Raw genomic sequence first — 12,030 nt, 5'->3', positions numbered from 1 at the left:
GCCTTGACCCGGCCCGGCCTTGACCCGGGGTCCTGATTCCCGCCCACGTCGCCCCCTGCCGCCGGGCAGGGGGCGACGCGCGTCCTCAGCGGGTGGTGCAGAGGGCCCCGTTGAGGAAGTACTTGAGCGGGCGGACGTTCGGGCCCTGGTAGTTGCCCACGAACCCGGCCGTGGTCGACGCGCCCGGGGCCAGCGCCGCACCGCCGGTGACCGCCACCCGGTCACCGGTCTGCGCCCAGGTGGCGTTCCAGCCGTTGGCGACCTGCTGCCAGGAGGTCGGCCAGGTGTAGGTCAGCGTCCACGCCTCCACCGGCCTCGTGCCGGTGTTGGTGATCTCCAGGTCGGCCACGAAACCGTTGCCCCAGTTGGTGGTCTCCCGGTAGCTCACCGCGCACGACGAGGTGGCCGGGGTGCCGGTGGCGAAGGTCAGCGGCGGCGACGACCACGACACCCGGCCCGCGTTGTCCCTGGCCACCAGGGTGACCGTGTACTCGGTGCCGGGGGAGAGGTTGGCCGCGGTGAAGCCGGTGCCGGTGGTCTCGCCCCACTGCTCGGTGTGCGCGCCGACGACCCGGTGCACCTCGTACTTCACCCCGGCGGGCGGGGCGGGCCAGGACAGGGCGGCCGTGCGGTCGGTGACCGCCCCCACGACCGGGCGGGCGGGGGTGGCCGGCCGGGTGACCGCGCCGGAGGGCTTGAGCACCAGGGTGGTGATCGAGTACGGCGGCAGGGTGGCCGAGGACGACGGGCCCGCGGTGGTGGCGATGCCGGTGTCGCCGTTGGCGAAGGTCAGCACGGTCGCCTGGCCGGCGGCGGTGTAGCCCGCGAACCGCAGGCCCACGGTCTTGGCGGTCCCGGGGTCCTGGTTGACCAGCATCACGGCCAGGCCGCCGTCGGGTCGCCGGGCCGCGTGGGCGCGCACCAGCGGGTCGCTCGACGCGGCCGTGACGAGCTGGTCGCCCGGACGGGCGAAGCGGGACACCATGGAGATCGCGTGGTACGGCGCGAACGGGGTGTTCAGCGCGGGCTGGCAGGTCGTGCCGTCGGCGGCGCAGTTGCCGCTGGAGAGCAGGCCGTAGTCGTCGTAGTCGGGGTGGCCCGCGATCTCCCGGACCTGGCCGATGCCGTTGTGGACGTTCCACCAGTCGACGCTGAACACGCCCTGGCCCAGCATGGTGGCGTAGGCGTCGGCGGCGAACAGCGCGCCCGGCTGGGTGTTGCGGCCGTAGGAGGTGTTCACCTCGGTCAGCGCGATGCCCAGGTCCTTGCCCGCCAGGCGGCGCGACTGTTCGCGCACCAGGGCGATCTGGTCCACCACCCGGTCGGTCTTGGTCAGCACCTGCGCGGCGGTGTCGCCGCTCGGGTACCAGTGGACGATGCCGAAGTCGACCACCGGACCGGCGATGGACAGCACGACCTCGTTCCACGACCCGGCGTCGCCCGCCGCGGTGATGCCGTCCGGCCACTCGCCCGGGGTGGTCAGGACCGCGCCGATCTTGATGGTCGGGTCGACGGCCTTCATGGCCGTGGCGTAGTCGCGGACGAGGGTGGCGTAGTAGGCCGGGCTCTTGTCCGGGTGGTGGTCGGCCTCCCACCCGGAGCCGTAGTGGCCGTTGCCGTAGTTCTCGTTGCCGATCTCCCAGTACCGGACGCCGTAGCCCTTCTCCACGTTGGCGTAGCGCACCCAGGCCGCGGCCTCCTCGGGCGTGCCGGTGCCGTAGTTGGCGGTCACGACGGCCTGCCCGCCCGCGCGCCGCACGCCGCCCATGAAGGTGTCGAAGTCGGTGTTGGGCGCCACGTAGCCGCCGGGCGCGGTGTGGTCCTCCCAGTGGTAGATGTCCGAATAGGACCCGCCGGGGTAGCGCATGGCCTTGACCCCGGCGTCCTTGAGCAGGTCGGCGACGGCGTCGCTGCCGAGGTGGGTGTCCCAGATGGCGTGGTTCACGCCGATCGCGGCCTCGTGCACCACCTCCAACCCGGCTCGGGTGTTGACCGTGACGGTGACGTCCGGGTCGGCCTGGGCCGCGGGGCCGGTGACCACCAGGGCCTGGGCTGCCACCAGCGCGGCGAGCGCGGGCAGCACGACGAGACGCGGTCTCATGGGCGGTTCCTCATCGACGGTGATGGCTGGGAGCGCTCCCAAACTCTGGGGTGCGGCTGTGACCTTGTCAATTCCTCCCGCACCACCGCCGAAGGCTGCGTACGGGTGGCGTACGGGCGCGGCGTCCACTCCGCCCAACGGCCTGTCGAACCGTGGTCGAACTCCGTCGAACAGGGGATCAGGGGTCCCGGGCCGCTACCGGGCCGCGCTCACAGCCCCTTCGTCCACGCCACCACGACCCGGTGGAAGTCCGGGGCGTTCGGGGCGTAGTTGATCGAGTGCCCGTACCCGGGCAGCACGTGGGCCTCCAGCCGCGCGGCGGGGGAGAAGAACGGCGCCTCGGACGCGCGCAGCGCCTCGGCCGACGAGCAGTCGCTGCCCAGCGGCGGCCCGCAGAAGTGGTTGTCCTCGCCCACGACGATGAGCACCGGCGCCTCGACCAGCCGGGTGAACGGGACCACGACGTTGTTCAGCGCCGGCGTGTCCACGGCCTCGGCCACCGAGAACACGTCCTTCGTGGACTCGTCCAGCGCCACCGCCCCCGGCACCTCCGGTCCCGGTGCGTGGAACGACCGGAAGCGCGTCCCGGTGGCCGTGGTCAGGTAGCCGGGGTCGAGGGTGCGGCCGAGGAACTTCGGGTCCAGCGCGGCCGGGACCATGCCGGCCAGCACCGGGACCACGGCCACCAGGTTCATCCGGTGCGTGAACCCGGTGACGAGCACGCCGTCCACGTCCCGGTGCAGCCCGGCCTCGACCAGCGCCATCGCCGAGCCGATCGAGTGGCCGCCGACGACCACCCGCGAGAACCGGGGACGCAGCGTGCGGATCACCTGGTGCACCGCCTCGGCCTGGGTCGTCGCGGTCACCAGCGCGCTCGGCGGCCTGGAGCTGCGGCCCGTGCCCAACCGGTCCACGGCCAGCGTCGCGATGCCGGCCCGGTTCATCGCCAGCCGGTAGGACCGGGTGTCCGGCTGGTGGGAGACGTCCCAGTACGAGCGGTTGTACGTGCCGCCGGGGACGAGCACCTGCACGGTCGTCGACCCGGCGGGCGCGCACAGCGTCCCGGCCACGGCCTGGGCGGTGCCGGCCACCGCCACGGGGACCCGGACCTCCCGGCACGGCACGGGCTCGGCGCCCGCCGGGGTGGGCGACAGGCAGGCCCCCGCGACGAGCAGCACGGCGGCACCGGACCGGACACGCGACCAACGCACGGGTGAACGACCTCCATCGGGGCGACGTGCCGGGGAACGGCGACCGGCCGGACGTCACCGGAACACCCGCGCTCACCCCCGGAATTCCAGTCGGAAGGGGAGCGTCCCACGATAGGGCCCGTTCTGCGCGGGCCGACAGTGCCTGATCAGGTGGTTTACTTCACTCGGAAGAAGCAGAATTTCCCCTCTTTTCCGACGAACCGCTAAGTTCGGCGGCCCGCGAGCTGAACAGGTGTGCCAGAAATGCGGCGAGGCGAATGGGTACCCCCGGACGTGGACATTTCCGTGCCCAGCATGTCCCGCACCTACGACTACCTGCTGGGCGGCGCGCACAACTTCGCCGCCGACCGCGCCGTGGGTGAGCGGATCGAGGCGGCCATGCCCGGCCTGCGCGCGGCGGCGCGGGTGAACCGGGCCTTCCTGGCGCGGGTCGTGCGCCACCTGGTGGCGCGGGGCGTGCGCCAGTTCCTCGACATCGGCTCGGGCATCCCGACCGTCGGCAACGTCCACGAGGTGGCCCAGGCGCGAGCGCCGGGGTGCCGCGTCCTCTACGTCGACCGCGACCCCGTGGCCGTGGCGCACAGCGAGCTGATCCTGGTCGGGAACGACCGGGTGGACGTCGTGCCCGCCGACCTGCGCGACCCGGCGGGCATCCTCGCCGACCGGCGGGTCCGCCGGCTGCTCGACCTGGACGAACCGGTCGCCCTGCTGATGCTGCTGGTGCTGCACTGGGTGCCGGACGAGGACGACCCGGCGGGCCTGGTGGCGCGCTACCGGGACGCGCTCGCGCCCGGCAGCTGGTTCGCCATGACCCACGTGACGGCCGACGGGCAGGGCGAGGAGCTGTCCGAGGCGACCGACGTGATCCGCCGCAGCAGGAGCCGCGACCAGGTCACCCTGCGGTCGCGCGCCGAGATCGCCGGCCTGTTCGCCGGGTTCGACCTCGTCGAACCCGGCCTGGTGGGCTGCGCCGGGTGGCGACCGGGCGGCCCCGCGGACATGGCGGACGAATCCGACATGAACGTGCTGGTGTACGCGGGAGTCGGCAGAAAAGCGTAAGGAGCGGACCACCGCACGGCATTTCCGCGGTGTCGACCTCATCGGGTGATCATTTTTCACCCCGACGGTCAAGACTTGGCCGGTGGGGCTCGGTAAACTGCCGCGGACTCCCCCACACCACAGCAGGGCGACGGAAATGCCGTACCCCACTCGAACACCGCGATCGACGCCGTCGGGCGACGGCCGGGAACCGCTCGCCCGGAAGTGGTCCTACCTGTTCGGCGCGGCGGTGGTCGTGCCGCTGACGCGGGACGAGCTCGACCGCGAGCTGCGCCACCACCTCGACGTGCTGTGCGCCGCGCTGCACGCCGAGCCCTTCGCCGCTCGCCCGGTCGAGGAGATCGGCGAACGGCTCGTCGCGCTCGGCCACGTCGGCGAGGACGGCCTGCGCGTCACCGTGGAGGTGCTCGGCAAGGGCCTGCCCGCCCTGCCCGAGTTCCAGCCCGTCGAGCGGCACGCGCAGCGCGTGGTGCTCGGCCTCGGCGCGCTGTCGTGCGGGTTCCTCGCGGCGAACCGGCGGGCGGTGTTCGAGCAGCAGGAGGCCGTGCAGGCGTCGCTGCTCAAGGCGGTCCGCGACGCCCGGTGGCACCTGCGGGAGAGCGAGGCGCGGTTCGAGGAGGTCGTCACCTCCTCCACCAGCGGCGTGCTCCTGGTCGACCTCGACGGCCGCCTGGCGCGCACCAACGCCGCCATCACCGACATCCTCGGGTACACCGCCGGGGAGCTGGCCGGGCGCACCCTGCTCGACCTCGTCCACCCCGACTCGGCGAAGCACCTGGCCGAGGCCCTCCGCGGCCTGGTGACGGGCGGGCCGGAGCGCATCCGGCAGGCGCAGCGCCTGCTGCGCAAGAACGGCGACACCGCCCGCATCACCCTCACCGCCTCGCTGCTGCGCGACGAGACCGGGGAGCCCGCCCACTTCGTCGCCGTGGTCGAGGACGGCACCGAGCTGGCGCTGCTCCGGGCCGAGCTGCACCGCCAGGCCCTGCACGACGTGTTGACGGGCCTGCCGAACCGGCAGTTCTTCACCACGCACCTGGAGGGCGCGCTGCGCCGCGCCGACCCGGTCCGCGGCGTCACCCTGCTCCACCTCGGGCTCGACGCGTTCGGCCTGGTGTGCAACGGCCTCGGTCGGGCCACCGGCGAACGCCTCCTGGTGCACGTGGCGCAGCGGCTCAAGACCGCGTTCGCCCGCGAGCAGGCGATGGTCGCCCGGCTGGGCTTCGACGAGTTCGCCGTCCTGGTCGAGAACACCGCCACCACCCCCGACGTCGGCACCACCGTGGCCGAGCTGAACCGCGAGCTGTCCGAACCGGTCTACCTCGACGGGTGCGGCCTGGCCGTCACGGCGAGCGTCGGCGTGGTCCGCCGCCCGCCCGCCGACGCCTCGCCCGCCGACGTGCTGCGCGCCGCCGAGCAGGCCCTGCGCCGGGCCAGGGCCCGCCGCCGCGGCCAGTGGGAGCTGTTCGACCCGGACCGCGACCTCGTCGAGCGGGAGACCGACCGGCTGGCGGTGTCCCTGCCCGGCGCGCTGGAGGAGGGCCGCTTCACCGCCCGCTACACCCCGGTCGTGGCGCTGGCGGACGGCGCGCTCGCCGGCGTGTCCGCGCGCCTGCGCCACCAGCTCCCGGACGGCGGCGAGGTGGCGCACGACCGGTGCGTGGCGCTGGCCGAGCGGACCGGCCTCATCCTCGCCCTCGGCGAGTGGCACCTGTCCACCTCGTGCGGCCAGGTCGCCTGGTGGCGGCAGTCGGGCTTCGCGGGCACCCTGCACGTGCCGCTGACCCGCCACCAGTGCTGCGACGCCGACCTGGTCCGCCGGGTGCGGCGCGTGCTGGGCGGCACGGGCCTCCCCGCCGACCGGCTGGAGGTCGGGGTGCCGGTCGGCGTGCTGACCGAGCCCGACGCGGTGGACAACCTCACCGTCCTGGTGGAACTGGGCGTCGGCACCTCCCTCGACGACTTCGGCCTGGGGCCCGACGACCTGGCCGCGGTGGCGGACCTGCCGATCCGCCGGGTCCGCGTGGCGCGCCGCGTCGCGGCCCGGCGGCCGGCTGGCCGTGTTGACCACCTGGCGCACCTGGTGTCCCCGGTGGCGGGCGCGGGCGCCGAGGTGGTGGTGGACGGCGTGGCGACGCCCGAGCAGGCCGCCCGGTGGCGCGCGGCGGGAGCGACGACCGCCACGGGCCCGCTGTACGGGGAGGACCGCGCGCCGCACGCGCTGACGTCGGCGATCCGCTCCGGCTGAGTTCCCCGGGCGCCGGCCGACCGCACCGGCGGGTCCGCCAACCGGTGCGCGTTCGCGGTGTGGGCGTCCAAGCAGGTGGAGCGGCTGCTGGAGTCCTCGCCGAGGCGTCCGCCACCGCGCACCTGATGACGCCGACGCTGCCCGGCGGTGAGCTGCTGGACCTGGGCGAGGACCTGCCCGCCCGGTTCCCGCCGCTGCTCGCGGAGCCGGCCGACCCCGAGCTGCTCGCGCTGCTCGCGATCGTCGACCCGACCGCGGACAGCCTGCTCGACACCGCCGCGCGGGACCTGCCCGACCTGCCCGACCGGATGCACTGCATCGCGGACCTGTTCCGGTGCCACGCCCAGCGCGGCGACCTGCTCGACCCGCCGTTCACCGACGAGCAGGTGGCGGAGCCGGCGGCCGGGCGCCGCCCGACCGGCAGACTCTGGGCCGGCGGTCCGGGGCAGGGCCGGTCGCCTCAGTCCAGCAGGCCCCGCCGGTAGGCCGCGGCCACGGCGGAGGCCCGGTCGGGCACCTCCAGCTTGGCGTAGACGTGCAGCAGGTGGGTCTTGACCGTGGCCTCGCTGATGTGGAGTTCGGCCGCGGCCTCCCGGTTGGTCCGGCCCAGGGCGATCAGCGCCAGCACCTCCCGCTCCCGCGCGCTCAACCCCGTCCGGGTGAGCGGCCGGCGCGGGCGGATCCGGGCCAGCAGCAGGGCGGCCACGGACGGGGACAGCACGGTCTCGCCGCGGGCCGCGGCGCGCACGGCCCGGAACAGCTCCTCGCGCGGCGCGTCCTTGAGCAGGTAGCCGACCGCGCCCGCCTCCACCGCGGGCAGCACGTCGGAGTCGGTGTCGTGCGTGGTGAGCACCAGGACCCGCGCGGTGGGCACGCGCTCGACCAGCAGCCGGATCAGCGCGCCGCCGCTCGGCTCCGGCATCCGCAGGTCGGTCAGCACCACGTCCGGCCGCGAGGCCGCCACCACGGTCAGCGCCTCCGCGCCGCCCGCCGCCTCGCCGACCACCTCGAAGTCCGGCTGCGTGCCGAGCATCCCGCGCAACCCGTCGCGCACCACCGGGTGGTCGTCGACGACCACCAGCCGCAGGGGCACCACCGCCCCGGTCACCGCTCCACCTCGATCACCGGCACGGCGACGCCGACCGCCGTCCCCGCCCCCGGCGCGGACTCGACGTCCACGGACCCGGACAGCGCCCGCACCCGCTGGCGCAGCGCGGTCAGCCCGAACCCGCCCGCCGACCCGACCTCGAACCCCACTCCGTCGTCGCGCACGTCCAGCACGATCACGTCCTCCATGTAGGACAGCGTGACGTCCACCCGCCGCGCCCGCGCGTGCCGGCCCACGTTGGCCAGCGCCTCCTGCGCCGCGCGCAGCACGGTCACCTCGACCTCCGAGTGCACCGGCTGTGGCGTCCCGGTCACGGTGAACGCGGCCGGCACCCCGTGCTGCTCCCGCCAGGTCGCCACGGCCTGCCGCACGGCGTCGCCGAGCCGGGCGTCCTGCAACGGGCCGGGGCGCAGCGCCTCGATCGACCGGCGGACCTCCACCAGGCTGGTGCGCGCCAGGTCCCGGGCCGCGTCGACCCCGGCCCGCACCGGCCCGGGGTCGGGGACCAGCTCCCCGACCGCCTCCAGCCGCATGACGATCCCGGTCAGCCCCTGCGCGACGGTGTCGTGGATCTCGCGGGCCAGCCGTGCGCGCTCCTCCGCGATGCCCGCCTCCCGGGCCCGTGCCACGAGCAGCGCGTGCAGCCGGGCGTTCTCCGCCGCCACGGCCACCAGCTCGCTGTTGACCTCCCGCCGCCGCACCGCCTCCCGCTCCATGGCCCGCACCACCCCGCCGACCAGCGCGGCCAGCGGTGTCGCCACGGCGAGGTTGATCAGCACCGACGGGCTCGCGGTGCCCGGCACGACCAGCCACGGGACGTTGGCGGCCACCACCCCGAGGTACGCGGGCCACCCGGGCAGCGCGACGAACGCGAGCACGTAGCACGCGGGGACGAACAGCTGGAAGGCGTCGCCGCGCAGCACCAGGACCGAGGTGAGGGCGAGCAGGCCGACGAAGTACCCGGCCATCGCCCACGACCGGCGGTCCCACCACCGCGGGTGCGCCACGGCGAACCACCAGTGCCAGCCCGCGAGCCCGGCCGCGATGCCCAGCGTCACCAGGCGCTCGTCCAGGCCCACGGGGTCGGACACCAGGTACACCGCGCACGCCAGGACCAACAGGCCGTACGGGGCCAGCCCCCAGGCCAGGTTCCACCGGTGCTCCCGCGACCGCCCCAGCTGTTCGTCCACCGTGGTCACCCGGACATCCTCCCCCCTCGACCGCGGTAGGTGAGCCGGCGCAGCAGCACCTCCGCGGGCCCCCGCCGGCCCGCGCGCCGCAGCAGGTCGGCCAGCACCACCGAGACCAGCCACGTGCCCAGGGCCAGCAGCCCGACCCCGGCCGTGCCCAGCGTGCCGCCCAGCCCCAGGGCCCAGGGCGTCAGCAGCGCCGCGAACACCACCGACTGGAACAGGTAGCAGCTCAGCGAGCGCTCCCCGACCGCGGCGATCGCCCGCACCACCGGGCCGGGCCGGTCGCCGACGCGGAGCGCGAGCAACCCGATCAGCGCCGCGTAGCCCAGGCCGCCGGCGATCCCGGTCACCGCGTGCAGCGCGGAGACCACCCACAGCGCGGGGACCGAGGCCGGCTCCCAGAACCCGCCGACCGCCAGCCCCACCGGCAGGCCGCCCGCCGCGGCCGCCACCAGCCCGCCGACCGCCGTGCGGACCAGCAGGGGCCGGTGCGCGGCCGGGTCGGTCAGCACCCCGCGCCGGGCGGCCCACGTACCGACCAGCACCGCGCCGCCGATCGCGAGGTTGCCGACCGGCACCAGCAGCCACTCCAGGGGCCGCAGCGCCAGCGCCTCGACGGCGTCCGCGGTCTCGAGGGACCAGAAGAACGTCCGCTCGCCGTTCGGGGGCATCATCTGGGCGAACCCCTGCACCGCCGCCCCCACGACCAGCCACGCGGCGGCGGCCACCAGCAGCGCGCGGTCCGACACCCGCGTCAGCGCGACCAGCAGGAAACCCAGGACCCCGTACAGGCCGAGGATGTCACCGGGGAACAGCAGCACCGCGTGGGCGAACCCGAACGCGATCAGCCAGCGGCTGCGCCGGCGCAGCAGCCGCCCGGCCTCGGCCTCGGGGACGCCCGCGTCCCGCTGCCGCCGCAACGACCGCACGATGCCGAAGGCGAACAGCGCGGCGAACATCGGGTACGCGCGGCCGTCGACCAGGGTCACGTCGACCACGCTGACGACCCGGTCCACCAGGCCGTGCTCGACGATGTGCTGCCGCACCCCGTAGGGGCGGCCGTAGAGGTAGTACACCGAGTTGGCCACCGCGATGAGGGCGAGCATCAGCCCCCGCGCGAGGTCGGGCGCGAGCACCCGGTCCCGCGCGGAGACCGGTCCCACCAGCGGCGCGGTTTCGTTGAGCGACATGGTTCCCAGCGTCGTGGCCCGCGCGCCGGCGCGGATCGGCGGATCGACCGAGGCCGGGGGTCATCCCCGAACCCCGGCGGGTCAACCGATCGGTCGATGCGCGGCGTTCCCCGGCCGGTTCGCGGACAGGGGCATCAGGTAGACCAGCACGTCGTCCACGCCGTCCAGGCACAGCACGTCGTGCGCCAGGTCGTCGTGGAAACCGCCGAACAGCCCCAGCGAGAGCCCGGACGACGCGGCGACCAGCGCGAGGTTCTGCGTCAGGTGCCCGGCCTCGGTGAACGCCAGCCGCAGCGCCCGCAGGCCGTAGGCCGCGCGCAGCGCGCCGATCCGCGCGTAGAGCCCGAGCACGGCGGGTGTGGTGGCCGGGTCGACCCGGCCGTCCCCGTGGCCGAACCACATGGAGGTCGCGCCCAGGTCCCCGGTGGGCGGTGCGGGCGCGACGCGGACCAGCACCCGCCGCGCCTCGTCCACGTCGTACACCCCCGGCTCCAGCCCGGACACCCGCAGGGCCACCACGCGCAGCCGCGCGCTGTGCCGCGCGCCCGCGCTCGGGTAGGGCCTGCGCCCGTCGGCCAGGGCGCCCTGCGCGGTCCACAGCAGCGTCGCCAGCTGCCCGGCGTCGAGCGGCCCGGTCGGCTCCGGGCCGCGCGCGGTGCGCCGGGTCAGCAGCGCGTCGACCAGCGAGCCCGGCACGGGCGCGGCGTCGGGCAGCGCCACCTCCGGCCACCACGGCGGTCGCGGCGGCGGCGCGTACCCGACCTCGCGGGGGCCCTGGTCCGGCACCCCGGGGTGGAACCTCGCGGCGGCCAGGTAGCGCCGGTCGGGCGCGGTCGCGCCGTCCTCGTGGAACGGCGTGGGCCCGTCCGGGGCCTCGGCCGTCATCGCCACCAGCCGGCAGGCGGTGCGCTCCTCCTCGGGGTTCAGGCCCAGGCGGTTGAACAGCATGTGCAGCTGGGAGGCCCAGGCGTAGCGCGGCAGGTCCGCCCGCACCTGCTCCGCCCAGTACGCGACCGCGCCCGTGGCGTGCGTGCCGAGCCGGTCCCAGCGGGCGGCGAGGAGGGCCGCCCGCGCGTCGTGCAGCGTCCGGGCGGCCACGTGGGAGCCGAGGCCCGGCGGGGCGACCGGCTCGCGCGCCTGCCGCCAGCCCGTCGCGAGGGACCGCAGCCACGCCGCCGCCCCCAACCGGTCCAGCCCCAGCGCGGTCGTCGTGGCCATCACCAGCTCCACGGCCGCGGTGAACTTCGCGCCGGGCGCGCGGGTGGACCGCAGCACGGCCACCGCCACGTCGGTGCTGCGGCAGAACACCTCCTCGGCGACCGGCAGCGCCGCCGGCCCGCCGTACCGCTCCACCTCCGGCTCGTAGGGCGCCCCGCGCACGTCGCCGTGCGGCAGCCACTCGCCCTCGGCCGCGCCCGCGGCGGCGTAGAACGCGGCGGGGTCCAGGTCGAGCCGGGGGTGGTCGGCCCGCGCCACCAGCTCGCGCAGCTGCCCGGTCAGGTCCACCCGCGCGTCGCGCAGCCGCAGGCGCAGGTGCGGGCCGGTCCGCCAGTACCGGACGTAGAACCAGTCGGTCACGCGTCCCGCCGCGCGGTGCTCGGCCATCGCCGGGGCGAGCACGTCGGCGATGAAGGCGTCCACGTGCTCGACCGCCCAGGACAGCCGCACGTGCAGGCCGGTCCAGGTCATCGCGCCTCCAACGGGGTGAGGTCGTAGGTGAAGCCCGTGCCGCGCGAGCGGCCGGCCACGAGCAGGTAGAGCAGCGCGTGCGACGCGGGCGCGCCGGCCAGCGCCTCCAGCGGGCCGTCGTCGGTGCTGCGCGCCGGGCGGCAGAACGCGCCCGCGCCGGAGGCGGCCGCGCACACGTGCTGGGCGGTCGCGCCCGCCGCGCGCAGCCGCGCCTGGTAGCCGTCGGGACCC

At 75.6% G+C, this 12,030-nt stretch carries 10 protein-coding genes; 3 read left to right on the top strand and 7 right to left on the bottom strand.

The annotated features are described in order from the left end of the window. Window positions 1–85: 85 nt before the first annotated feature. Both ACFP3R_RS35295 and ACFP3R_RS35290 read right to left on the bottom strand, forming a co-directional pair. The gene (locus tag ACFP3R_RS35295; protein ID WP_380642935.1) at window positions 86–2,101 is read right to left on the bottom strand and encodes a cellulose binding domain-containing protein; all 2,016 of its coding nucleotides are present in this window, start codon (window positions 2,099–2,101) and stop codon (window positions 86–88) included. 209 nt (window positions 2,102–2,310) lie between these two features. Continuing rightward, window positions 2,311–3,312, bottom strand: a complete 1,002-nt coding sequence (locus tag ACFP3R_RS35290; protein ID WP_380642933.1) for an alpha/beta hydrolase — start codon at window positions 3,310–3,312, stop codon at window positions 2,311–2,313. Window positions 3,313–3,555: 243 nt separating this feature from the next. Here ACFP3R_RS35290 and ACFP3R_RS35285 point away from each other — a divergent pair, with 243 nt between their 5' ends. From ACFP3R_RS35285 to ACFP3R_RS35275, 3 genes are all read left to right on the top strand, one after another. Beyond that, complete coding sequence (locus tag ACFP3R_RS35285; RefSeq protein WP_380642931.1) at window positions 3,556–4,371, top strand: SAM-dependent methyltransferase; 816 nt, start codon at window positions 3,556–3,558, stop codon at window positions 4,369–4,371. Window positions 4,372–4,507: 136 nt separating this feature from the next. Continuing rightward, the gene (locus ACFP3R_RS35280) at window positions 4,508–6,619 is read left to right on the top strand and encodes a putative bifunctional diguanylate cyclase/phosphodiesterase (RefSeq protein WP_380642929.1); all 2,112 of its coding nucleotides are present in this window, start codon (window positions 4,508–4,510) and stop codon (window positions 6,617–6,619) included. A gap of 59 nt (window positions 6,620–6,678) precedes the next feature. Continuing rightward, complete coding sequence (locus ACFP3R_RS35275; RefSeq protein WP_380642927.1) at window positions 6,679–7,104, top strand: hypothetical protein; 426 nt, start codon at window positions 6,679–6,681, stop codon at window positions 7,102–7,104. Here the strand turns inward: ACFP3R_RS35275 and ACFP3R_RS35270 are convergent. The 5 genes from ACFP3R_RS35270 to ACFP3R_RS35250 form a co-directional block, all read right to left on the bottom strand. Continuing rightward, entirely contained in the window at window positions 7,080–7,727 is a 648-nt protein-coding gene (locus tag ACFP3R_RS35270) for a response regulator (RefSeq protein WP_380642925.1), read from the bottom strand. The two genes, ACFP3R_RS35275 and ACFP3R_RS35270, sit on opposite strands and share 25 nt — an antisense overlap. Next, window positions 7,724–8,926 carry a sensor histidine kinase gene (locus ACFP3R_RS35265; protein ID WP_380642923.1) on the bottom strand — a complete coding sequence of 401 codons (1,203 nt, stop codon included), beginning with the start codon at window positions 8,924–8,926 and terminating at the stop codon, window positions 7,724–7,726. The genes ACFP3R_RS35270 and ACFP3R_RS35265 overlap by 4 nt, the downstream gene beginning before the upstream one ends. After that, complete coding sequence (locus ACFP3R_RS35260; protein WP_380642921.1) at window positions 8,923–10,110, bottom strand: DUF418 domain-containing protein; 1,188 nt, start codon at window positions 10,108–10,110, stop codon at window positions 8,923–8,925. Before ACFP3R_RS35260 ends, ACFP3R_RS35265 begins: the two co-directional genes overlap by 4 nt. Window positions 10,111–10,191: 81 nt before the next feature. Continuing rightward, window positions 10,192–11,799, bottom strand: a complete 1,608-nt coding sequence (locus tag ACFP3R_RS35255) for a thiopeptide-type bacteriocin biosynthesis protein (protein ID WP_380642919.1) — start codon at window positions 11,797–11,799, stop codon at window positions 10,192–10,194. Next, on the bottom strand, window positions 11,796–12,030 hold a 235-nt coding region (locus ACFP3R_RS35250), incomplete at its 5' end, for a hypothetical protein (RefSeq protein ID WP_380642917.1). The genes ACFP3R_RS35250 and ACFP3R_RS35255, both read right to left, overlap by 4 nt.

This window comes from Saccharothrix lopnurensis, from assembly GCF_042658445.1.
GTDB classification, from domain to species: Bacteria; Actinomycetota; Actinomycetes; order Mycobacteriales; family Pseudonocardiaceae; genus Actinosynnema; species Actinosynnema lopnurensis.
This window is presented reverse-complemented; position numbering and strand designations above follow the sequence as displayed.

Excerpts from the sequence above, each read along its gene's own strand:
- ACFP3R_RS35295 (WP_380642935.1), bottom strand. The coding sequence starts at position 2,101 with ATGAGACCGCGTCTCGTCGTGCTGCCCGCGCTCGCCGCGCTGGTGGCA.
- ACFP3R_RS35285 (WP_380642931.1), top strand. The coding sequence starts at position 3,556 with ATGCGGCGAGGCGAATGGGTACCCCCGGACGTGGACATTTCCGTGCCC.
- ACFP3R_RS35280 (WP_380642929.1), top strand. The coding sequence starts at position 4,508 with ATGCCGTACCCCACTCGAACACCGCGATCGACGCCGTCGGGCGACGGC.
- ACFP3R_RS35260 (WP_380642921.1), bottom strand. The coding sequence starts at position 10,110 with ATGTCGCTCAACGAAACCGCGCCGCTGGTGGGACCGGTCTCCGCGCGG.
- ACFP3R_RS35255 (WP_380642919.1), bottom strand. The coding sequence starts at position 11,799 with ATGACCTGGACCGGCCTGCACGTGCGGCTGTCCTGGGCGGTCGAGCAC.